General features: G+C 69.7%; 25 protein-coding genes and 1 tRNA gene. 5 read left to right on the top strand and 21 right to left on the bottom strand.

What is annotated here, in order from left to right; all coding sequences use genetic code 11:
• Positions 1-39 precede the first annotated feature (39 nt).
• From FHR38_RS29745 to FHR38_RS29705, 9 genes are all read right to left on the bottom strand, one after another.
• Complete coding sequence (locus FHR38_RS29745) at positions 40-504, bottom strand: bifunctional nuclease family protein (RefSeq protein ID WP_184538436.1); 465 nt, start codon at positions 502-504, stop codon at positions 40-42.
• A gap of 176 nt (positions 505-680) precedes the next feature.
• A complete protein-coding gene (gene ftsR / locus FHR38_RS29740) occupies positions 681-1,388 on the bottom strand; it encodes a transcriptional regulator FtsR (RefSeq protein ID WP_184540426.1) in 708 nt (235 codons plus the stop codon).
• Positions 1,389-1,438: 50 nt separating this feature from the next.
• Positions 1,439-1,891 (bottom strand): oxoglutarate dehydrogenase inhibitor Odhl, encoded by a 453-nt coding sequence (gene odhI / locus FHR38_RS29735; protein ID WP_184538433.1) that lies wholly within the window; start codon positions 1,889-1,891, stop codon positions 1,439-1,441.
• Positions 1,892-2,107: 216 nt separating this feature from the next.
• A complete protein-coding gene (gcvH, locus tag FHR38_RS29730) occupies positions 2,108-2,488 on the bottom strand; it encodes a glycine cleavage system protein GcvH (protein WP_184538431.1) in 381 nt (126 codons plus the stop codon).
• 63 nt (positions 2,489-2,551) lie between these two features.
• The gene (locus tag FHR38_RS29725) at positions 2,552-3,415 is read right to left on the bottom strand and encodes a DUF881 domain-containing protein (protein WP_184538429.1); all 864 of its coding nucleotides are present in this window, start codon (positions 3,413-3,415) and stop codon (positions 2,552-2,554) included.
• Between the two features lie 10 nt (positions 3,416-3,425).
• On the bottom strand, positions 3,426-3,758 hold the full coding sequence (locus tag FHR38_RS29720; protein ID WP_184538427.1) for a small basic family protein: 333 nt from the start codon (positions 3,756-3,758) through the stop codon (positions 3,426-3,428).
• Entirely contained in the window at positions 3,755-4,654 is a 900-nt protein-coding gene (locus tag FHR38_RS29715; protein ID WP_184538425.1) for a DUF881 domain-containing protein, read from the bottom strand. The genes FHR38_RS29720 and FHR38_RS29715 overlap by 4 nt, the downstream gene beginning before the upstream one ends.
• Positions 4,651-5,298, bottom strand: coding sequence for a cardiolipin synthase ClsA (gene clsA / locus FHR38_RS29710; protein WP_376771449.1), 648 nt, complete (start codon positions 5,296-5,298; stop codon positions 4,651-4,653). Before clsA ends, FHR38_RS29715 begins: the two co-directional genes overlap by 4 nt.
• Positions 5,299-5,592: 294 nt before the next feature.
• The gene (locus FHR38_RS29705; protein WP_184538421.1) at positions 5,593-5,982 is read right to left on the bottom strand and encodes a DUF2267 domain-containing protein; all 390 of its coding nucleotides are present in this window, start codon (positions 5,980-5,982) and stop codon (positions 5,593-5,595) included.
• Between the two features lie 146 nt (positions 5,983-6,128).
• Between FHR38_RS29705 and FHR38_RS29700 the strand changes: the two genes are divergently transcribed.
• The 3 genes from FHR38_RS29700 (at position 6,129) to FHR38_RS29690 (ending at position 7,870) form a co-directional block, all read left to right on the top strand.
• Positions 6,129-7,010: a universal stress protein gene (locus tag FHR38_RS29700; protein WP_184538419.1), complete on the top strand. Its 882-nt coding sequence runs from the start codon at positions 6,129-6,131 to the stop codon at positions 7,008-7,010.
• 143 nt (positions 7,011-7,153) lie between these two features.
• The gene (locus FHR38_RS29695) at positions 7,154-7,363 is read left to right on the top strand and encodes a phosphatidylethanolamine-binding protein (RefSeq protein WP_184538417.1); all 210 of its coding nucleotides are present in this window, start codon (positions 7,154-7,156) and stop codon (positions 7,361-7,363) included.
• A 6-nt stretch (positions 7,364-7,369) separates the two neighbouring features.
• Entirely contained in the window at positions 7,370-7,870 is a 501-nt protein-coding gene (locus FHR38_RS29690) for a hypothetical protein (RefSeq protein WP_184538415.1), read from the top strand.
• On the opposite strand, the gene FHR38_RS29685 is transcribed toward FHR38_RS29690, so the two are convergent.
• Complete coding sequence (locus FHR38_RS29685) at positions 7,867-8,073, bottom strand: hypothetical protein (protein ID WP_184538413.1); 207 nt, start codon at positions 8,071-8,073, stop codon at positions 7,867-7,869. The two genes, FHR38_RS29690 and FHR38_RS29685, sit on opposite strands and share 4 nt — an antisense overlap.
• A gap of 199 nt (positions 8,074-8,272) precedes the next feature.
• Between FHR38_RS29685 and FHR38_RS29680 the strand changes: the two genes are divergently transcribed.
• Positions 8,273-8,926 carry a hypothetical protein gene (locus FHR38_RS29680; protein ID WP_184538411.1) on the top strand — a complete coding sequence of 218 codons (654 nt, stop codon included), beginning with the start codon at positions 8,273-8,275 and terminating at the stop codon, positions 8,924-8,926.
• Between the two features lie 8 nt (positions 8,927-8,934).
• Here the strand turns inward: FHR38_RS29680 and FHR38_RS29675 are convergent, their stop codons facing one another.
• On the bottom strand, positions 8,935-9,099 hold the full coding sequence (locus FHR38_RS29675; protein ID WP_184540424.1) for an amidophosphoribosyltransferase: 165 nt from the start codon (positions 9,097-9,099) through the stop codon (positions 8,935-8,937).
• Between the two features lie 285 nt (positions 9,100-9,384).
• Here FHR38_RS29675 and FHR38_RS29670 point away from each other — a divergent pair, with 285 nt between their 5' ends.
• On the top strand, positions 9,385-9,966 hold the full coding sequence (locus FHR38_RS29670) for a type 1 glutamine amidotransferase domain-containing protein (RefSeq protein WP_184538409.1): 582 nt from the start codon (positions 9,385-9,387) through the stop codon (positions 9,964-9,966).
• Positions 9,967-10,040: 74 nt separating this feature from the next.
• Here FHR38_RS29670 and FHR38_RS29665 read toward each other — a convergent pair whose 3' ends face one another.
• The 10 genes from FHR38_RS29665 to fdh all read right to left on the bottom strand — a co-directional run bounded on the left by FHR38_RS29665 (position 10,041) and on the right by fdh (position 22,006).
• A complete protein-coding gene (locus FHR38_RS29665) occupies positions 10,041-11,336 on the bottom strand; it encodes an exo-beta-N-acetylmuramidase NamZ family protein (RefSeq protein WP_184538407.1) in 1,296 nt (431 codons plus the stop codon).
• 87 nt (positions 11,337-11,423) lie between these two features.
• On the bottom strand, positions 11,424-11,621 hold the full coding sequence (locus FHR38_RS29660) for a hypothetical protein (RefSeq protein ID WP_184538405.1): 198 nt from the start codon (positions 11,619-11,621) through the stop codon (positions 11,424-11,426).
• An 83-nt stretch (positions 11,622-11,704) separates the two neighbouring features.
• On the bottom strand, positions 11,705-12,997 hold the full coding sequence (locus FHR38_RS29655) for a beta propeller repeat protein (protein WP_184538403.1): 1,293 nt from the start codon (positions 12,995-12,997) through the stop codon (positions 11,705-11,707).
• A complete protein-coding gene (locus FHR38_RS29650; protein ID WP_184538400.1) occupies positions 12,990-13,511 on the bottom strand; it encodes a SigE family RNA polymerase sigma factor in 522 nt (173 codons plus the stop codon). Before FHR38_RS29650 ends, FHR38_RS29655 begins: the two co-directional genes overlap by 8 nt.
• Before the next feature lie 79 nt (positions 13,512-13,590).
• Positions 13,591-15,360, bottom strand: coding sequence for a selenocysteine-specific translation elongation factor (gene selB / locus FHR38_RS29645; protein WP_184538398.1), 1,770 nt, complete (start codon positions 15,358-15,360; stop codon positions 13,591-13,593).
• A 6-nt stretch (positions 15,361-15,366) separates the two neighbouring features.
• Positions 15,367-16,698 carry an L-seryl-tRNA(Sec) selenium transferase gene (gene selA / locus FHR38_RS29640; RefSeq protein ID WP_184538396.1) on the bottom strand — a complete coding sequence of 444 codons (1,332 nt, stop codon included), beginning with the start codon at positions 16,696-16,698 and terminating at the stop codon, positions 15,367-15,369.
• An 89-nt stretch (positions 16,699-16,787) separates the two neighbouring features.
• Positions 16,788-16,883 (bottom strand) — tRNA-Sec (locus tag FHR38_RS29635).
• Between the two features lie 98 nt (positions 16,884-16,981).
• Entirely contained in the window at positions 16,982-17,941 is a 960-nt protein-coding gene (gene nrfD, locus FHR38_RS29630; RefSeq protein WP_312882474.1) for an NrfD/PsrC family molybdoenzyme membrane anchor subunit, read from the bottom strand.
• A complete protein-coding gene (locus FHR38_RS29625) occupies positions 17,938-18,750 on the bottom strand; it encodes a 4Fe-4S dicluster domain-containing protein (protein WP_184538391.1) in 813 nt (270 codons plus the stop codon). The genes nrfD and FHR38_RS29625 overlap by 4 nt, the downstream gene beginning before the upstream one ends.
• A complete protein-coding gene (gene fdh / locus FHR38_RS29620) occupies positions 18,743-22,006 on the bottom strand; it encodes a formate dehydrogenase (RefSeq protein WP_312882473.1) in 3,264 nt (1,087 codons plus the stop codon). Before fdh ends, FHR38_RS29625 begins: the two co-directional genes overlap by 8 nt.
• Between the last annotated feature and the right edge of the window lie 16 nt (positions 22,007-22,022).

Here is a 22,022-nt window from a genome sequence, read left to right as displayed (position 1 = left end):
GCCGAAGACTAATCTCCAGCCCCGCACGGCACCACCAACTCAGCCCGCGAAGTCCTCCGGTCGCACCTGCTCCAGAAACTCCCGGAACTTTTCGACCTCGTCCTCCTGCTCGTCCGGAATGACGATCCCCGCCTCGGTCAACACCTGCTCGGCACAACGGATCGGCGCACCCACCCGCAACGCCAACGCAATCGAATCACTCGGCCGAGCCGACACCCGAAGCCCATCACCGATCAACAGATCCGCGTAGAAGACGCTGTCCTTCAACTCCGTGATCTCCACCGCCTCCAACGGCGCCTGCAACGCCGACAGCACATCCCGCAACAAATCATGCGTCAACGGCCGAGCCGGCTTGACCCCCTGCTGCTCATAGGCGATCGCAGTAGCCTCCACCGCACCAATCCAGATCGGCAGATAGCGGTCGCCCTCCACCTCCCTGAGCAGGACGATCGGCTGGTTGCTGGGCAGCTCCACCCGAACCCCGACCACGCTCAGCTCGCGCACCGCCGCCTCCGTGTCGTTGTCTACTTCCCCAGCACCGCACCCTTCCCTGCACGGTACACGGGCCGGCATGTCATCGTCCGACACGCGTCACCCGCCCTGCTCCCGCACGAAGGGATACCCCACGAAGCCTACGGCACGCCCGGACTGACAGATCTTTCCGACAGCCGGGCGTCCCATCAACGGCCCAACGTCGCCCGCAAGCCCACCCGGACCAGAGCCGCGTGCAGCCGCTGCGACAAACCCACCAACTCCCGCGCCGTCTCCGCCGCCCGCGCCCGCGCCGCCGGATCATTCTGCCGAGCCAACGGCGCGACCAACTGGGCGAACAACCCCACCTCACGGTCAGCCGCCGTCCGATACCCCCGCAGATGCCGAGGCTCCAACCCGTACGCCGCCAACCCCGCCACCGCCTGCGCGATGATCAACGCATCCGTGTCGTACCAGCCCGGAGGACTCGACACGAGCACCCCCAACCGCTCCAACTCGGTCAAGGTGCTCTCGTCGATGCCACTACGCGCCACCAGATCGGTCCGGCCCAACCGCACCTCGCCCGGCTCGGCCGACGACACATCCCCCGGCCCACGGCCCGGCACCTCACCGGCCGGCCCCACCGCAACCAACGTCGGCCGCTGTCGACCAGTAACCTCCGGCTCCCGGTCCATCGCCGCCAGCTGATCCCGGATCACCCGCAACGGCAGATACTGATCCCGCTGCGCCGTCAGGACAAACCGCAGCCGCGCCACATCGTCCCAGCTGTACTTGCGGTAGCCGGCCGGGCTGCGCTGCGGCTCGATCAGGCCCTCGGCCTCCAGAAACCGCAGCTTGGAAATCGTCGTATCGGGAAACTCCACCCGCAGATGCGCCAGCACCTCACCGATGCTCATCAGCGGTTGGGGTCGCCCGGCCGCAGGCGCCGCTGCCGCCGCGCGCTCGTTCACCCCCGGCTGGCCTCCTCCTCCGGACGCGGACCAGCGATGAACACCAGCCGGAACTTACCGACCTGCACCTCATCGCCGTTACTCAACGTCGCCGCCTCAACGCGCTCCCGATTCACATAGGTGCCGTTGAGGCTGCCCACATCACGAACCGTAAAGGTGCCACCATCACGGTGGAACTCGGCGTGCCGACGTGACACCGTCACGTCGTCGAGGAAGATGTCACTGTCGGGATGCCGCCCACTGGTAGTCACATCGTGGTCCAACAGGAACCGTGCACCAGCGTTAGGACCGCGCCGAACGACCAGCAACGCCATCCCGGGCGGCAATGAGCCCGACATGCGGCTCGGCACCACATCGGTATCCGGACCCTCCAACACTTCCTCGAGGGCACCGAGATTGAGCGTCGAAGTGACGTCGAGTGGGGGGAACTCGTCGTCTGGGCGCGTCATGGGGACCACCTCACGGATCAGATCGGTCGGCGTCGGGTAATGGCGGGTCTGGCCGCCGGGCGCTTGACTCCCGGCGGCTGGCTCCCCGTTGCCTGGGTAGGCACTTCCGCAACGCGCAACTATCGGGTTCTCGGTCGACTGGGCGAGCCTAGCCAGCGCCGAAAAACAGGGCAACCAGACGCGCGGGCACAACCCACGGCTGGGATGTATCCACGATCAGCCTTCAGTCAACTCACGATAGGCCGCAGCAGCCAGCAAACCATCGATCGACTTCGGGTCACTCGGGGTGATCTCGACCAGCCAACCAACTCCGTACGGATCAGTGTTGATCACCTCCGGAGTATCGCCAAGCTTGTCGTTACGGGCCACCACCGTACCCGTCACCGGGGCATACAACTCAGAGACACTCTTGGTCGACTCGACCTCACCGAACGATTCTCCCGCCGTCACGACCGCGCCCTCGTCCGGCAACTCGACGTAGACGATGTCACCCAGAGCCTCCTGCGCGAAATGGGTAATACCCACCCGCACCGGCCCGCTCCCATCGCCCGCCACCCATTCGTGCTCGGCCGTGTAACGCAGCTCCTCAGGAATCACCAGACCGTCCTTCTCGTCGCACTGATCGGTGACGCACCGGCGAACCGGCGCGGCCGCAGCCGGTCAGGAGACCGGCCGCGCGTGTTTCAAATCGCTCGGCACGCTCAGCGCCGAAACATCAGCAACCTCGCGTTCCTGGACGATCACGTTACCGCCGTCCCCGTTGACCGACGCCACCACCCCGCCCGGAATGTTGAGCGCGGTCCGCATCGTCGTCGGATCCCCGATCACCGTGATCGTGTACGGCCCGCTCATCGGCCGTCCACGCACCGAAATACCGTTCTCCGCGTCCAGAAAGAAGGTGTCCGCGACGATCCGCACCGGCGTACCGTCGGCACCCGCGATCTGCATCGCCTCGGCCCCCGCACCCCGCAACTCCTGCACCGCGTCCAGGAGCGCCGAAGCCCGAATCGGCTTCGCGCCCGCCACGAACCTGATCTCCAGCCCGGGCCCTCGCGCCGGCAACGTCCCCGCCAGGATCCCCAGCTCGTTCGCTCGCCGAGTCGCCTCCTCCAACGCCGCCTGCCGACCCTGCGCTCCCGAAGCCAGCTGTCGCTGACTCTCCTCCAGCGCCGCGATGTCCTGCCGGAGCCGCTCCTCCTGCGACTCCAGGTCGGACAGGATCCGGACCAGGTCCTCCTGCCGGGCCGCCGCCAACGTCGGATCTGTCGACGTGCTACGCAACTGCACCACCAGCGCGAACCCAAGCAGTACGAGCAACACGACGATCATCGCTCCAGCGCCACTGAGCTGCGCCCGTGCCCGCCCCAACCAGTCTCCCGGAGCCGGACGGTCAGTCGGAGCATCCCCGGCTACCGCCCCAGTCGGTTCCGACGGTTTCGGTGACGACTCCGACTCCGACTCCGGCGACGTCACCGAAGCCGACGACTCTGCCGCCGTCTCGCGTTCTTCCTCATCCGCGCTCATCGGATCGAACCTACGCCCGGAACAGGTGCCGACGAATAGCCGCCACGTTACCGAAGATCCGTACCCCGAGGACCACCACGACACCCGTGGACAGCTGTCCCCCCACCCCCAACTGGTCACCGAGATACACGATGATCCCCGCCACCAGGACGTTGGAGATGAACGAAATCACAAACTGCTTGTCGTCGAAGATGCCGTCGAGCTTCGCCCGCACCCCACCGAACACCGCATCCAGCGCAGCCACCACCGCGATCGGCAGATACGGCTGCAACGCGGCAGGCACACTCGGGTCCAGCCAGACACCGAGCATCACGCCGGCAATCAAGGCGAGTACAGCGATCATCGGCCCCCTCCGGAGGGATTCGGAGACGCCCCAGAGCCGGACGGCGTCGGGGTGGCCTTCGGCGACGGCTGCGCATACCGCAAGTGCGCTTCACTCGCCGAAGGCAGGGTGAGGTCATCTGCCTTGCGAACACCGAAGGACATGCCGTGGCTGGCGGCGACACTGCGCAGCAGGCGGGCGGCGGCGCTGTCCCTGAACCGCCGCTCCATCTCATCCGGACCGATGGCCGACACCTCGTACGGCCCTGAGACCGGCCGGAAGTCGACCAGGATCGCACTCCCGGCAGCCCGGATCGTCGAGGTTGCGGTCAGACGCTGACCGTTGATCGCGATAGCCTCCGCACCGGCGCTCCACAGCGCGTTGGCGATGTTCTGCAGATCGGAGTCGAGCACCCGCCCGAGGTTCGTCCCGCCAGCACCGGTGACCGCGTCCGCCTTCGATGAGGCGTCCGCAACCCGGACCACCACGCCATCGCCGCGTACCCGTCCCAGCCCGGTGATGGCCTCGAGGTCCCGCAGTCGGGCTGCGTCGCTGCCGGTCAGGGCAGCGTCTCGTTGCCGGGCCACCTCGGCCCGCAGCCCCTCGGCCCGCCGAGCCAGGGCATCGGTCTCGACCTCGCGCTGTTTGATCTGCGCGACCAGGCCGGCCCGTGCCTGACGCCGACTCGGCTCCTCCGCCAGGGTCTGCCGATAGGCAACCGCCAGCAGGAATCCCAGAGCCACCAAGGTCACCAGACTCACTGCCCGGATCGTGCCTCGGCGCCAGCCGCGTATCGGCCCCTGGGAACGGCGATGCTCCGCCGCGTCGTGATACCCCGGATCGAGCGGGTTGCGGAACAGTTCGGTCAGGAAGTCCGGCGCGTAGGACCGCGCCGGCTCGGGCTCGGTCCTGCTCATCGGGTGGCCCCTGGCGGATACCCCCGAGCCGTCCGGACGAGGTCGACGGCCTGAATCACGTACAGGACACCGGCTGCCCAGTAGAGGACCAGGCCCCACCACGCCAGGCCCCAACCGATGGCACCGGCAGCAGTCGCGGATGCGGTGCTGGCGAGCAGTAGCACTGGAAATGCCGCGAGCAAGATGAACGTGGCGGTCTTACCGAGGTAGTGCACCGGCGGTGGGCCGTAACCGTAGCGGCGTAGCACCAGTAGGGAGAGACCGAGGAGCAGTTCCCGAGCCAGCAGGGCGGCGGTGAACTGCCAGGGCACCACTTCCCGGACGGTGAACGCGACGAGGGTGGCGAGGATGTAGAGCCGGTCGGCTAGCGGGTCGAGCAACTCCCCCAGCCGGCTCACCTGACGAAGCCGCCGGGCGATGTAGCCGTCGATCCAGTCGCTCGTACCGCCGACGGCCAGCACCACGATGGCCGCAACGTCGGCACGAGCCACCAGGAACAGGTAGAGAAAGATCGGCACGCCCAGCAGCCGAGCGAAGCTGATCAGGTTGGGAATGGTGAAGACCTGGCTGCCCATGTCCGAAGACTGGGCAGGGATGTCACCGGTTGGCTGGGCATGCTCTGCCCTCGCCGGCCGACGCGACACCGAACCTCCCTCCGCGACACGGTCCGGTGCTCGCCTCGGGATGGCGAGCGGCTGGGAACCGGTGCGCGCTCCGGCCGGGTTGTCGTGGGACCTCTCCGGCCCCCGGGCGACGCCGGCACATCGACACATCCCAGACCTCCCGGCTGACGGATCTGGTCTGGGCTGCTGCGTTGCCGTGCCACTATATCCGGCCGGAGTTGATCTTGGCGGATGCGAGTCGGCGGGTTGCTTCCCGTGGTGAGAGAGTAGCCACTACCCCTAGAGCATCCTAGGATGCTAGGGGTTTGGTCGGGGTCAGCCGCTCAGGCTGGCGCGGCCGAACAAGACGGCGTAGCCGGAGGGAAGTTGGGTCAGCACGTCGTTCAGTTCACCGCCGGTGACCGCCTCGGCGACCGTGCACAGCACCGCGCTGGCGTCCCACTGGGCCGTCTGCGCGGAAGCACCCGTGGCACTGGCCACCCGGTCGAGGAAGTCCCGCACTCCGAACGCCATCGCCGGCCCCTGTTCCTCGGTCAGCCACGCCCCCACCGGCAACGGCAACTGTGCCGCGAGGTCTTCGGCTTCCGCCGGATCCAGTCGCTGGGACAGCACGCCGAGGACCAGGCGGATCACCTGTTCCGCCGCTACGTGGTCGGGATACTCACCGCGCTCCCGTACCCGCGCCACGAACTCGTCGTACTTCATCACTCCCCCTCCGCGCGCCGTGCCAGGAGTCCGCCACGGCGACCGCGAATGGTTACCCCGACAGAGGGTGATGATGCGCCGACACCACGCGGTGGCGACCGGATGCCGGCTGCACTTTCCGCAGTGGGGTCCGGGATAGTGGGGCGATGAGTACAACAGCTGGCAAGACCGTGGTCGTCGGGGTCGACGGCTCGGACAGTTCCCTGAACGCGGTGCGGACGGCTGCTGCCGAGGCTGCCCGCCGGGGACGCACCCTCCACGTCGTGCACGCGTTCGTCTGGCCGATGCTGCGGGTTCCGGTCGGCCCACCGCCGGGCGGCCCTGCCGAAGGTGGGCTGCGCAACCAGGCGGAACGCGTTCTGGCGGACGCGGTGACCCAGGCTGAGGCAGCCGCACCCGGGATCACGGTCACCGGAAGAATCGTCGAGGGACAGCCCGCAGCGGTGTTGCTCGGCCAGTCCCGGGACGCAGATCTGCTCGTACTCGGTGATCGCGGGCTCGGCGGCTTCGCCGGCCTGCTGGTCGGCTCGGTGGCGATCCAGGTCGCCGAGTACGCCCAGTGCCCTGTGTTGATCACTCGCGGCGCTCCGCGTACCACCGGTCCGGTGGTCGTCGGAGTCGATGGCTCGACCCGTTCCGCCGTAGCGGTCGCCTTCGCCGCCGAAGAGGCCGTCCTTCGGGGCGTGGAACTCGTTGCGGTGCACACCTACCGGCAGCCGACGTCGCTCGGTCCGGGCGACATGTTGCCGCTGGTCTACGACGTAGAGGCGCTGCGGGTCGAGGAGGGGCAGGTCCTCGCCGAGGCGGTAGCGGGCCTGGCCGACCGCTATCCGGACCTGCGGGTCGTCCAGCGGCTGGTGCAGGGACGCGCCGCCTCGACGCTGATCGAGGAGTCGGCCACCGCTCAGCTCGTGGTGGTGGGTGCCCGGGGCCGGGGAGGGTTCACCGGCCTGCTGCTCGGCTCGGTCAGCCAGTCGGTACTGCACCACGGCGACTGCCCCGTGGTCATCGTGCGGCACCAGAACTGACCCCACACCCGCGCCGCCACGAACCGGCCCGGTCCGGCATGGACCGGGCCGGGGTCGTCGTAAGACCTGCTGATGCGCGGAATGGTCCGCCCGAAGGCGGGTAGACGGCCGACGTACGTCACCGGACACCACGGGAGGCACCCATGCCAGGACCACGGCCGGGCAGCAAAGCGTACGACGTCGAACGCGCGCGGTTGCGCAAACTCGTCGAGGACTCGGGGCGGGCCGCCGACCAGGAGGCGAACGCGGTCGCCAACCGTATCCTGCAGGAGGACCGCGAACAGCGGGGCATCCTGCGCGGCGAGCGTGGACGCGGCCCCAAGGGTGAACGCGGCCGCGGTGAGCGGCGGTAACCGGCGATGGCACGCGGTACAGAAGTAGATCGGGGACGTGCGCTGCTGGACGGCGCCATCGCGGGGGCGGTGGGCAGCACCGCCCTCAACGGAGTGACCTACCTGGACATGGCGTTACGCGGCAGGCCGGCCAGCAGTACCCCGGAGCGCACCGCGGGGAAGCTGGCTGCGTTGGCACACCTGGGTCTGGGACCCGAGGACCGGGCAGCGAACCGCCGCTCGGGCCTCGGGCCCCTACTCGGATATGTCATCGGGGTGGGAGTCGCGGCCGCCGGCGCAGCGGTGATCGGACGGCCACGGCTCCCGACGCCGGTCGGTGCCACGCTGCTCGGTGCCGGCCTGATGCTGCTCTCGGACGGGTCGATGACCGCGCTCCGCGTGACCGATCCCCGGCAGTGGAGCCGGACGGACTGGATCTCGGACATCATCCCGCACCTGATCTACGGCGCGGTCGCGGTAGCGACCTGGCACCGACTGGCACAGCGGGCGGCCCGGTCGAGATGCTAGCCGCCGGACGGCTCGTTCCGGTCGGTGTGCTCGGCAACCGGCCGGGGCGACGGGCCGTACGGCGAGATCTGCTCACGTGGCACCGGACGGGCCTGACCACCACGGGCCTTCGGTCGACGGTCGGCCGGGCCAGGTGCCTTGCTGTCCTGCACCGTGGGGTTACGTCCGTTACGGCGCAACTCTGGCTGCTGTACGTTCGTCATGTCTGTCTCCTTCCGCCCAGGGCGCGAAGGTGGTCGCGCCACCGGGTGCGCACCTGCGGGTTACCCGGCGGGTCGGCCGGCATGCGGGTGCTCCCGTCGAAGGTCCCGGGTCGCTGGTGGTCCCCGAGAGGCATCGGTCACCGAACCCGTCCTACCCGGTGACGGGGCTAGCCGGCCTCCTACCGGGTAAGCGGGAGTTATGGGCAATAACCAGGCGCTCGTCCGCACGCTGCTTGACCGGCATGGCCGCACCTACGCTGAGGACTGTGGTATCCAACTCGCCGACCGCCCGGCACCGCTGTACCAGTTGTTGGTGCTGGCCACGCTGCTGAGCACCCGGATCCGGGCCGGGGTCGCGGTAGCCGCCGCCCGAGAACTCTTCGCCGCTGGATACCGCACCCCCCAGACGATGGAGGCGGCCAGCTGGCAGAACCGGGTCGACGCGTTGGGCCGGGGGCACTACCGGCGTTACGACGAGCGGACCTCGACGATGCTGGGCACCGGGGCCCGATTGTGCCTGGAGCGCTGGCGTGGCGATCTGCGCCGACTGCACCGGGAGGCGAATGGCGACCTGGCGGCGTTGCGGCGACTGTTGACCGAGTTTCCCGGAATCGGCCCGACCGGTGCGGATATCTTTCTTCGCGAGGTGCAGGCGGTGTGGTCTGATGTACGGCCGTACACGGATCGGCGGATGACCAGCGGAGCCCGTCGGCTCGGCCTGCCTGCGGCACCCGACGCGCTGGCCGGCCTCGTCACCGGACGCGACTTCTCCCGGCTGGCCTCGGCCCTGGTCCGGGTCTCGCTCGGGGAGGCGCCGGCGGAGAGTCTGGTCAAGACAGCGGGCGCGCGGTGATCGACGGGTCAGCTGACCGGTTTGTCGGACTTAGGCTTGGTAAGGAACCACACGAGTGCGGCGGCAACCAGGCCCAACACGACCAGGGCATTGGTGACGCCGCCCCCCTCCGGGGGTTGGCTGCCGAAATAGATCACTGCAAGACCAGCGGCCACAGCTAGAAATGTCCGCAAACCCTTATTTTTCACGAAATTCACGTTAGAGCTGATATGCCCTACTGCCTGGGCGTTCATCAACCGCTTCCCACCACTGGGCGAATAAGCGGCACCCCCATGGGCGAATAAGCGGCACCCCGACGAACCAGGCAGGCAGGTTGATGAAACGAGCCCACTCCCGCCCCTGGCAGAGCACCATCAGGCAGAACAGCAGCGACGGTTTGTGCTCGGTGGCCTCGGGGAAGGCCACCGGCAGCGGCGCGGCCACCGTAGTCGACCCGCGCCGCGGGAGGAGACGGCATCATGACCGCACAGCACACTCCCTTGATGGGCAAGACAGTGGCGTTCCTCGCGGCCGACGGGGTGGAGGAAGTGGAATACACCCAGTCGCGGGCCGCTGCCGAACAGGCCGGCGCGCAGGTGGATCTGATCTCCACCCATCCGGAACCGGTCCAGTCGGTACGGCAGGACATCAACCCGTCCGCCGAGTACGAGGTGGACCTCACGGTGTCCGAGGCGGACGCCTCCGACTACGACGCCCTGGTACTACCGGGTGGGGTCTCGAACGCGGACCGGCTACGCCTGGACCCGACGGCGGTGGTCTTCGTCCGTACCTTCTTCGAGCAGGAGAAGCCAGTGGCCGCGATCTGCCACGGCCCGTGGCTGTTGGTCGAGGCGGATGTAATCAACGGACGGACGTTGACGTCCTTCCCGAGCCTGCGCAGTGACATCACCAACGCCGGCGGCATCTGGGTGGACGAGCCGGTACACACCGACGCGGGCCTGGTCACCAGTCGCGGCCCGGCGGACCTACCCGCGTTCGGCGCGAAGCTGGTCGAGGAGTTCTCCGAGGGACTGCACGTCGGCCAGTTGACCTCCATCTGAGCCAACCGTCGGTGGCCCGTTCCGGAACTCCGGAACGGGCCACCGCTCTGGTGCCGACCGCGCTTCCCCGCCGATCAGTAGAGTAGGTACGGGGCGCGCTGCCGGTTGAACGCCGTCAGCTCGGTCGACCAGGCACCCACCACGTCCGCGACATCCGCGCCGGCATCGATCATCGTCCGGAGCCGAGTGGACCCGGTCAGCTTGTCGATCCAGTACGGGCGGACGGCGTCCCAAGTGTCGGCCCGCCACGCGAAGGCCGGATATTTCCGGGCCTCCACGAGCATCGCCACCGCAGTACGGATCGGGTCGTAACGGGCTGGATCGACGACCTTGACCTCCACTCCCGCGCAGAGCTTGTTCAGCAGCTGCGGTTTCTGGCCGGCCGAGGTGGGTGAGAAGTACGCCTCGCGGAACCGTACGCCCGGTAGGTTCCGGGCGTTGAGCCGGTCGGACCAGTGGTAGTCGAAGTCGGTGGCCAGGCCACCGATCAGCTCGAACGGGCGAGACGTGCCCCGCCCCTCGGTGATCGAGGCAACCCCCTCGAAGAGGCCGGTGCCCGGATAGACCAGGGCGGTGTCCACCGTCGGCATGTTGGGGCTGGGCATCACCCACGGCACCCCGGTCTCGGCGGCGAGCCGGTCCCGCTTCCAGTGCCGGCAGGTGACCACGTGCAGGTCGACCGGACGGCCCGCCTCGGCGGGGAGGAACTCGCCGTTGAAGAACCGGGCCAGCTCACCGACGGTCATCCCGTGTTGCTGGACGATCTCCTTCTTGCCCACCCCCGAGGTGTAGGGGGCCGTCATCATCGGCCCGTACGCCCGTCCGCCGATCGGGTTGGGCCGGTCGAGGACGACGTACCGGCGGCCGAGCCGGGCGGCGGCGACCATCGAGTCGTACATCGTCCAGATGTAGGTGTAGAACCGGGCACCGACGTCCTGGATGTCGAAGACGACCGTGTCGACGTCGGCCCTGGTGATCAGCTCGGCCCACTTGGCCTGGGACGCGCCGTAGGCGTCGTAGACGGTAACGCCGGTGCGGGCGTCGGTCCCGGTCCCCTCACTGCCGCCGGCCTGGGCGGACCCCCGAAAACCGTGCTCCGGACCGAACGCGGCGGTCAACTGGACCCGACCGGACTCGTGCATGAGGTCGACCAGGTGCCGGTAGTCCGAGTCGACCCCGGTCGGGTTGGAGATCACGCCGACCCGCTGGCCGGCGAGTACGGCGAACCGGGAGGCGACGAGTACGTCCAGACCGGTCTGCACGCCTCGGCCCCGGCCTCCGGCCGAGGCGGGGGTGCCCGCGACCGTCGTAGCGGTGACGCCGAGGGCACCCGCGGCAGCGGTGGCGGTGAGGAAATTCCTGCGTTCCAAGGCGTACCTCCGTCAATCGACCCGGCAGGGAGACGCCCCGAAAGTTACCTACGTCATACACGACGGTCAAGAAGGAAAGCTACGCAATCAGCCGCTCTCCAGGTCATCCAGGCTGATGCTCTGGATGGTCAGCCAGCGGGCCAGCGCCGGCATACCGAACAACCACAACGGTGCCGACTCGGTCAGCCCGTTCGTGGCATAGATGGCGAACCGCAGGTCCGGCGCCCGGTATGCCTCGATCCGCCACCGGTGGTTCTTGTCCCGCCACGTCGCCGCAGGATCCATGGGTCCCACGCTAGGCGGCCCGAACCGGTACCGATCGGCGTTCGCCGCCGAATCAGTCCGGTCCGGGCCGCCCTGCCCGCCGGTTACAGCCCGGCGACCGGCCACCAGCGCATGCCGTCGTCGGACAGGTAGAGCTGTTCACGCGTCAGGTAGAAGTAGCGACCTTCCGCGATCTCGCCCACACCGGGCGACCCTGTGATGGCCGGTGGCAGACCCGTGTCCGCCAGCGGCGCGTAGGTACGTCCGTCCCGACTGGCCAACAACACGTAACCGGCACTGGGATGCTGGGCAGTCAGCACGTGGGACCCGTCCGGGGTGACGTACGACTCCGGACCCGCCAGCGAAAGCTGCGTGATCCGGCCGTCCGGGTTGGTACGAGCCCAGGTCCGGCCGGCGTCGGTACTGCGGTAGACCCGCTGGGTCCGACTGTCGTCGATGAAGACGGCATAGGCCGTCCGGCCGTCGGTGGTGGCGACATTGGGCAGGTACATCGCTGGAGTGAGACCCCCGACCGCTCGTGCGGGTGCCTCCGCCTCGAAGACCGACACCTCCCAGGTCACTCCGCGATCCCGGCTCACCGCAACGGCCGGACGACGAGTGGCGGGGTCGTAGCCCTGAACCCACACTCCGGCCTTTGCCGGAGTGCCGACCAGTTCGAACTCGACCAGCGGCGGTTGCGTGGCCAGCGGCGCGATTTGCCGGTTGGCGGGATCGACCACACAGAGCAAGAGCTTCTCGCCCAGACGCTGCATGTCGAAGCCGCCGTTGACAGGGGCCGCGCCAACCGTCGTGGTAGTGGTGGTCATCTCCGACCAACTCACCCCGTCGTCGACACTGATCCAGTATCGCTGTTTGAACGGGCCCTTCATCAACCTGTCCTGAAGGGACAACGGGCTCGACGATCCGCCGGGCTGCTTGACGGCATCGCTGGTGAACAGAATCTCAGGGCCAAGGACCTTGAGGTTCTGCGGTGCCATGTTCTGGAACTCCCGATACCCGGGCCGCTCCCGCCAGCTCCGCCCCCCGTCCGACGATGACTTCAACGTGAAGGGGCATTCCATGCAGTCGGAGGCCACCGTGTACAGATGGCTGGCGTCACCCCCCACCGCCAGCCAGAGAAGCCGCGGCCGGGAATCATCCCCTGGCGTGCTGGACGATGGTAGGGCCGCCACCCGGTCCGGGTCAGTGGTTGCCGGCGGCAACACGGCGAAACCCCCGATACCGAGCAGCGCGGCCACCGCCACCCCCACGGTCGCAGCTTTCATCCGGCGGCGGGCACGCAGTCGGCCCGCGCGTTTCCGCACCGTCTCGAACGCCGGCTGGTGGGCGGAACGGGCGGCCTGGTCCCGCAGACCGTGGTAGTCCGGTTCAGGCATGACGTACCGTCTCCTTTCTCATGGTCCCAGGGTTGTCAGACAGCAGCCGGGCGAGTGCGGCCCGTCCCCGGGACAGCCGCGCCTTGACCGTGCCGACCGGGACCTCCAGGGTGTCGGCCACTTCCTCCACCGACAGATCGGCCAGGTGGTGGAGCACCACCGCCTCCCGGGTCGGCCGGTTGAGCTTGCGCAGCGCCGCAACCAGCGCGACATGGTCGGGCGACAGCCCGGGCAGAGTGTCGTCGGGGCGGTCCACCCGGCCGGACCGGAGCAGCCGGTCGAACACCCAGCGACGTCGGAAGCGGCTACGGGCCACGTTCATCGCCACGGTACGCAGCCACTTCTCCGGATCATTCAGGTCGAGAAACCGGGCCGGGCTGGCCAGCGCTCGTGCGTACGCCTCGTGCACCACGTCCTGCGCCTCGGGCAGATCGCCGGTGAGTCCGTAGAGTTGGCCGACTAATCGGTGGTAGTAGGCCTGATACGCCTGGTGAACGGCATCCTGTCCATCCATTGCACTCCTTCGCAACGTCGTCATGGAAAGGACCAGCAACGGCACCGAAGGGTTGCACTCAGATTTCGTCGGTCCACCATCAGCTTGGCGGCGGTGTCACCACGACCCGGGCGTCGTCCGGCAGCCGCCGGGTCACACCCCGACGATCCAGCAACTCCAGCAACGGCACGGCGATCCGGCGGGTCGTGTCCAACGCCCGTCGCGCGGCGCTGAGCGTGAACGGCTGCGGCAGGCCGGCCAATACCCGTACCGCCGCGTCCGGGGCGCCGGGCAGCAGCACGACGTTCTCCGCCAGCCGCAACAACGCCCCGGCCCGAACCGCCGCGCCGATCTCCCGGCGGCCCAGGCCCAGCTCCACCAGTCGGGCCGCCTCCGGGGCGAGGAACGGCCGGACGGTCAGGTCGGCCCGCAGACGCTCGACTGCCCGCAGCAGCCCGGCGGGCAGCCCGGTTTCCGGCCCGGCCAGGCTGACCCGACCGGCACTGGCCACCAGGGGTGGCGCCACCAACGCCGAGACGAGGGCTCGGTCGGGCAGGCCAAGCGTTCGGCGCAGCGTCTCCACCGGCATGCCCGGCTCCAGCGGATGGTCAGCGGCATACCGACACACCTGATCGACCGCGCGACGACGAAGCTCCCGCGAGTACGCGTCGTCGACATGCCAGTCCCCCGCCACGGGCGTGGTGCCGACCCGTACCCCCATCCGCTCCAGGTCGCCGCGGCGCGACGGGCCCCGTCGGGCCAACTCGCCGACTTCGTCCGGCGTCCCGTCCATCGTGGCCAGTACGACTGCCCGCTGCGCCGCCGCGCCCCGTCGGGTCAAAGGTGGCGGTACGACGTCGAGCACGGTCCCGCCCCCCACCACCCGATGCCTGCCGGGGTCCCGCAGCAACGCCCGGTCACCCACGTGCAGCGGCACCGGCCGGGCCAGCCGCAACCGGATGGTGTCGGCCCCCAGTGGCCGTACCCGCACTGGCACCGCGGCCGAACCGATGTGCAACGTCAGCGTGGCCGGCACAGCGCTCACCGGGTCACCGACCAGCCGCACGTCGACCAGGTCGGTCGGCTGGAACCGTCCCGGGGTGAGCAACGCGTCGCCCCGGGCCACCTGGTCCCGGGCGACCCCACGTAGGTTGACCGCCACCCGGGCCACCCCGTTGACCCGGTCGACCGGTGCGCCCAACGACTGAAGCGCCCGGACCCGGACCCGACGACCGGTGGTGCCGAGTTCCAGTTCGTCGTCGACCTGCAACCGGCCTCCGCCCAGGGTGCCGGTGACCACCGTGCCGCTACCGGCGACGGTGAACACCCGGTCCACCCACAGCCGTACCGGGGTGGACGACGGCGGGGGTGGCATCCGCCCGGCGAGCCGGTCCAGCGCGCTCCGCAACTCGATCAGACCGGCCCCGGTGACGCTGCTGACGGCAACCGCCTCGACGTCGCGCAGTGCGGTGCCGGCCAGTTCGGTGCGGGCCTGCCGGGTGGCGGGTCGCGGGTCGGCCAGATCGGCTCGGGTCACCACGAGCAGGCCGTGCCCGACACCGAGCGCGTCCAACGCCGCCAGGTGTTCGCTGGACTGTGGCATCCAACCCTCGTCGGCGGCGACGACCAGCAACACGGCAGGTACCGGGCCGACCCCGGCGAGCATGTTCGACACGAACCGCTCGTGCCCCGGCACGTCCACGAACGCCATGACCTGACCGGACGGCAGCGTGGTCCAGGCGAAGCCCAGATCGATCGTCATGCCCCGGCGACGTTCCTCGGCCCAGCGGTCCGGTTCCATCCCGGTCAGCGCCCGGACGAGGGTGGACTTGCCGTGGTCGACGTGCCCGGCGGTCGCGACGACCCGCACGACTGCTCAGCGGTTCCGGGTCGGACCGTCGGGTGCGCAACGTTGCAGCACCCGCAGGACCGCCCGACGCAGGGTGTCGTCCTGTTCGGGGGGTACGCCCCGCAGGTCCAGCAGTAGTCGATCGCGTTCGACCCGGCCCAGCACCGGTGGATCGCCCTGGCGCAGCGCCTCGGCGTAGAGGGCCGGCAGGGCGAGCGCCCACGACTCCAGCTCGACCCCCGGGGCACCGCCGCCGCCCACCACCGCCAGCGAGCCGACGACCTCGGTCTTGTGACCGGCTTCGCCGATCGCCTGGCGTAGCCGCTCGGCGCGGTCGTGCAGTTGCCCCGGGCCGGCCCGCAGCGCCTGCCAGGTGGGGGTGTCCTGATCGCGGAGGGTCGCCTCCAGGGCGGCGAGGGTGAGTTTGTCCACCCGCAGCGCGCGGGCCAGTGGATGCTGGCGCAGCCGCTCGACCAGGTCAGCGTCACCCAGCAGCAGGCCGGCCTGCGGCCCGCCGAGCAGCTTGTCGCCGCTGGCGGTGACCAGGGCAGCCCCGGCCCGCAGCATCGAGGCGGCGTCCGGCTCGTCGGGCAACAGCGGATCCGGGGCGAGCAGCCCGGAACCGATGTCGGCCACCACCGGGACGCCGAGGGTGGCCAGCTCGCGTACTGGCACGGCGGTGGTGAAGCCGCGGACGACGAAGTTGGAGGGATGGACCTTGAGGATGAAACCGGTGGCCGCACCGACCGCCCAGGAGTAGTCGGCCAGGGTGGTGCGGTTGGTGGTGCCGACCTCGCGGAGCCGGGCACCGGTGCTCTCCAGCAGGTCCGGCAGGCGGAACCCGTCGCCGATCTCGACCAGCTCCCCCCGGCTGACCACGATGTCCCGACCGGCGGCGAGCACCGTCGCGGCCAGGACCAGCGACGCCGCGCCGTTGTTCACCACGTGCACCGCTGCCGCCGCCGGTACGGCGGCGGCGAGCGCGGCGAGCGCCTCGCGTCCCCGCTGGGCCCGCTGCCCGGTCGCCAGGTCGAGTTCGACGGCGGTGTAGCCGGCGGCGGCGACCACCGCCTCCACGGCCGACGTGGACAGTGCCGCCCGACCGAGGTTGGTGTGCAGCAGCACGCCGGTGGCGTTGACGACCGGCCGGGGACGGTTGCCGGGCAGCGCCGCCACTGCCGCATCGGGCACCTCCTCGGGCCGGATCTCCCCTCGGCGGGCCCGGTGCTGCGCCCCGACGACGACCGCCTTGACCCGGGCCCGACCGAACGTGGCCACGGCGGCGGCCAGGCGCGGATCGGTCAACACCAGATCGGTACGGGGTATACGTCGCCGCGCATCGGTCGCCCCTTCGCGCATGCCTCACCTCGCCGGCTCGACGGACCCGGACGGATCCCGTCAGGGCAGCCGTCCGGTCCCAGGGTTGGCGGAGACGGACGGTCCTGAATTGGCGGAGGCGGACGGGAATCGAACCCGCCCGGCCCGGATCCCGGACCACACCGGTTTTGAAGACCGGGAGGGGCACCAGCCGCCTGAACGCCTCCACCGAGCACTCTAACCAGCGGAATCAGGCGTCCGGGCCGGAAGACGCAGCGGTGACACGGACCGACCCGATCGGGGTAATCCGGGTGGGTAAGCCGGTTCAGTTGTCGGCTGCCGCAGCGGCCTCGGTCAGCCGCTGCCGCTGCGGGAGGACGGTGTATCTCGGGTCTCGGGCGGAGGTGAGTCCGGCCTGGAAGACGGCGAACCGGGTCGCCGCCGAGGAGGCGAGCAGGGCCACGCCGGACAGCGCCGACACCACCCGGCTACGCCGGCCGAGTAGTGCTCCGACGGTTCCGGCCACCAGCAGTGCCCGCCCCGCACGCAACAGGACCCCGGCCGGGCCGGTGCGGTAGGGGTCGCTGACCAGTCCCATCCGTTCGACCCGGCGGCCAGCGGCCAGTTCCAGGCCGGCGGCGGCCACGACCAGGCGGCGCAGTGGCCCGGCCTCGGCGCGCGGGGCGGCGACCAGGTTCAGGCCGGCGGCACCGGCCAGGGCGCTGCCCGAGAAGAGGAACGGAAGCCAGGGGTAGGCCTCGTGCCAGGAGGGCACCGCGGTGTCGGCGAGCAACACCCCGGTGTACGTGGCCAGCGCCGGTGCCATCGCGGCGGAGACCACACCGGCGGCCCGGCCGACCGGGGGCGCTATCCGCCGAGCCAGGCCGAACAGGCCGTGTCGGGGCAACCATGGGCCCACCTCGCTGACCGCCGCCGCCCCGGCCGCCGGTCCGAACACGGCCAGAATCCAGGTGCCCACCGACATCGGCGAGGTGGGTTTGGCCACCCGCAGCATGTGGTGGAAGCGGGCCGGACGGCCGAGGTCATGGACCAGGAAGTAGGTGCTGGCCCCGACCGCGGCCAGCGACGCGAGCCGGCCGGACCGGCGTAACGCCGAGCGCCCGGTCAGGTCCGCGCCGACGGCGATCAGCGCACTGCCGGCGGCCAGGCCGCCGGTGAAGAGGTACGCGGGAATGTCCCACCGCCACACCGGGGCCTTGATGATGGGGCGGCCGTAGTAGGACTCGAAATTCAGGGGCGGGACGGTGACGCCGTCGCGGCTCACGACGACCCGCCCAGGAACGCGGCGACCGTGACGGCCGCCATGACCAGGGCTGCGGCCCCGGCACGCCGCCACATCCGGGGCAGGTCCCGGGTGGTCACCACCGGATCGGGGGGCAGGCCGTACACCTCGGGCTCGTCCAGCAGCAGGAAGAAGGCACCGTCACCGCCGACCCCGTCGGCCGGGTCGTGTCCGTACAGTCGGGCCTCGGGGACACCTGCGTCGTGCAGCAGTTGCACCCGGGACTGGGCCCGGTCCCGCAGTTCGTCGAGTGGCCCGTACTGGATCGACTCGGTGGGGCAGGCCTGCGCACAGGCCGGGGTCATCCCCGCCCCGATCCGGTCGTAGCAGAGCGTGCACTTCCAGGCTCGGCCGTCGTCGCGGCGCTGGTCGATCACGCCGTACGGACAGGCCGGGATGCAGTAGCCGCAGCCGTTGCAGATGTCCTCCTGCACCACGACCGTGCCGAACTCGGTGCGGAACAGCGAGCCGGTCGGGCAGACGTCCAGGCAGGCCGCGCGGGTGCAGTGCTTACACACGTCGGACATCATCAGCCAGTGCGCGTCGGTCTCGACGAAGGCGACGTGCCGCCACGAGTTGGCGGTCAACGCGCCGGTGTTGTCGTACGACATGCCGAGCAGGTCCAGCCCGGTGGCGGGCACCTGGTTCCACTCCTTGCAGGCCACCTCGCAGGCCTTGCAGCCGATGCAGAGGGTGGTATCGGTGAAGAACCCCATCCGGGGTGGCGCGTCGACGTACCCGGCGGCCGCAGCCGGCTCCCCCGGCTCGTATCTGGTGATCGTCTCAGTCATGGCCGGAATCTCCGTCCGTGGTCAGCATCGGCGGGTACTGCCCGTTGGCGGTGCCGGAGCGCCGGCGGTAGTCGTCAACCAGTTCCCGCAGGGCCGGTCCCCGGGGTCGGCGGCCGGTTCGCAGGTCACAGGTGCCGACCTTGCTCTCCTGAATCAGCACATTAGGGTCGAGGACGATCCCGAACAGGTCGTTGGCCGAATCCCCCCGGCTCAGCCCCTGATCTCCCCAGTGGTACGGCAGCCAGATCTGGTGGACGATCCGCCCGTCGATGCGCAGCGGGGTGACCCGGCCGGTGACCAGGACCCGGGCCTCGACGACGGCCCGGGTGGTGATCACGTGGGCCCAGCCGAGGTGGGTCAGGCCGCGCTCGACGGCCAGTTCCGGGGAGACCTCCAGGAACATCTCCGGCTGCAACTCGGCCAGGTACTTCACGTTGCGGCTCATGCCCCCGGCGGTGTGGTGCTCGGTGAGTCGGCTGACCGTGAAGACGTACGGGAAGACGTCCCAGTGTGGTTGGGGCGGGCTCGGGTTGGTCGGGTTCTCCGGCCGGTCGTAGACCTTGCGAGTGGGGTTGGCCTGCTGGCCGTAGAGCGGATTGCGCACCGGTGACTCGGCCGGCTCGTAGTGGGTGGGTAGCGGGCCGTCGAGGGTGCCGGCCGGCGCGTAGAGCCAGCCCTTCCCGTCGCCCTGCATGATGAACGCGTCGGTCCCGCTGATCCCCGCCACACCGGTGGCGCCCGGGGGCGGGCGGTAGGACGGCGGCTTGGTCTTCTCGAAGTCCGGCACGTCGTGGCCGACCCACTCACCGACGGCCGGGTCCCACCAGACGTACGCCTTGCGTTCGCTCCACGGCCGCCCTTCCGGGTCGGCCGAGGCGCGGTTGTAGAGGGTGCGCCGGTTGGCCGGCCAGGCCCAGCCCCACTCGGGGGCCACCCAGCTCTGTTCCCGGCCGGGCTTGCGCCGGGCGGCCTGGTTGATCCCGTCGGCGTACACACCGGAGTAGATCCAGCAGCCGCCGGCGGTGGAGCCGTCGGCCTTCATCTCCGTGTACGAGGCCAGCGGGCGGCCGGTGGTCACGTCGTACCCGTTGATCTCGTAGAGCACCGCCTCGGCGCTCGGCTCCGCGTGCGGACCGTGGGTGGGGTAGTTCCAGTTGAGGTCGAGCAGGGGCCGGTCGCGGTCCCGGTTGGCGGGTGCCAGTTTCTCCCGGATGATCCGGCCGAGGTGGTAGAAGAACCACAGTTCCGAGCGGCAGTCGCCGGGCGGTTCGACGGCCTTCTCCCGCCACTGCAACAGCCGCTGGGTCTGGGTGAAGGTGCCCTCCTTCTCCACGTGTGAGGCGGCGGGGATGAAGAACACCTCGGTGCGGCACTGCTCCGGCACGATCTCACCGGTCTCGACCTCGGGTCCTTCCTTCCAGAAGGTAGCGCTTTCGATCATGAACAGGTCCCGGACGACGAGCCAGTCCAGGTTGGCCATGCCCAGCCGCTGGGCACGGCCGTTCGCCGAGCCGACCGCCGGGTTCTGCCCGAGCAGGAAGTAGCCCTTGATCTTGCCGTCGATCATGTCGAGCACCTGTTGGTAGGTACCGTGGTCGCCGCTGATCCTGGGCAGGTAGTCGTAGCAGAAGTCGTTGTCCGGGGTGGCCGCCTCCCCCCAGTACGCCTTGAGCAAGCTCGCCGCGAACCGGTCGGCGTCGCCCCAGAAGCCCCGTTGCTGCGGATGCCGCATGGTGTCGACCCACTTGTCGAAGGTCGGGTGGGTCGTGTGCTGTGGCATCGGCAGGTAGCCGGGTAGCAGGTTGAACAGGGTCGGGATGTCGGTGGAGCCCTGGATGCTGGCGTGCCCGCGCAGCGCGAGTACGCCGCCGCCGGGGCGGCCGATGTTGCCCAGCAGCAACTGGATGATCGCCCCGGTACGGATGTACTGCACACCGACACTGTGCTGGGTCCAGCCGACGGAGTAGACCAGGGCGGTGGTGCGTTCCCGGTTGGAGTTGGCCGTCCAGGCGCGGGCCACCTCCTCGAACAGGTCCCGGGGCACGCCGCAGACCCGCTCGACCAGCTCCGGCGTGTAGCGGGCGTAGTGCCGTCTGAGGATCTGGTAGACGCAGCGCGGGTGGCGCAACGTCTCGTCCCGTTCGGTGTCGCCGCCGACCGGCACACCGTGCGACTCGTGCTCCAGGCCGGCACCGGTCTCCCGCTGCGTGGCGGTGTCACCGCTCCCGCCGTCACGCTCCTGGCCGTGGTACTGCCAGGTCGTCTGGTCGTAGCTGGCCGTCTCCGGTTGGTACCCGGAGAAGAGCCCGTCCAGGTCGTCGGCGTCCCGGTAGTCCTCACTGACGATGGTCGCCGCGTTGGTGTACGCCAGGACGTACTCCCGGAAGTCCAGTTCGTTGTCGAGGATGTACCGGACGATCCCGCCGAGGAAGGCGATGTCGGTGCCGGCCCGGATCGGCACATGGGTGTCGGCCATGGCGCTGGTCCGGGTGAACCTCGGATCGACGTGGATGACCCGAGCCCCGCGCTCCTTGGCTGCCATCACCCACTGGAACCCGACCGGGTGGCACTCGGCCATGTTGGAGCCCTGGATGATGACGCAGTCCGCGTTGACCAGGTCCTGCTGGAACCCGGTAGCGCCGCCACGGCCGAGGCTGGTCCCCAGACCGGGGACGGTGGCGGAGTGTCAAATGCGGGCCTGGTTCTCGATCTGGATCGCGCCCATGGCGGTGAACAACTTCTTGATGAGGTAGTTCTCCTCGTTGTCCAGCGTCGCGCCGCCAAGACTGGCGATGCCGAGGGTCCGGCGCAGGAGATAACCGGCCTCGTCGGTCTCCTCCCAGGTCTCGTCGCGAGCGGCGATTATCCGGTCGGCGATCATGTCCATGGCGGTGGCGAGGTCGAGGTCCTCCCACTGTGTGCCGTACGGCCGGCGGTAGCGCACCTTCTGCTGGCGCAGCTCGCTGGTGACCAGGTTCTTGCTGGCCGCGCCCTTCGGGCAGAGCCGCCCCCGGGAGATCGGGCTGTCCGGATCGCCCTCGATCTGGGTGACCCTGCCGTCGGTGACGTAGACCCGCTGCCCGCAGCCGACGGCGCAGTACGGGCAGACCGAACGGGCCATCGAGTCGGCGGTCTCAGTACGGGGGGTCAGCGCCATCGAACGGGCGGACTTGGCCGCCGCGCCGAGCCCGAGCGGGTCGGTGCCGACCAGCTGACGGTAGACCGGCCAGCCCTCGATCCAGGTACGGACGCCCACCGCGACACCTCCTCCC

The sequence above is a fragment of the Micromonospora polyrhachis genome, from assembly GCF_014203835.1.
In the GTDB taxonomy this organism is placed as follows: Bacteria; Actinomycetota; Actinomycetes; order Mycobacteriales; family Micromonosporaceae; genus Micromonospora_H; species Micromonospora_H polyrhachis.
The sequence above is the reverse complement of the archived record's forward strand: the minus strand, read 5'-3'. Positions and strand labels throughout refer to the sequence as shown.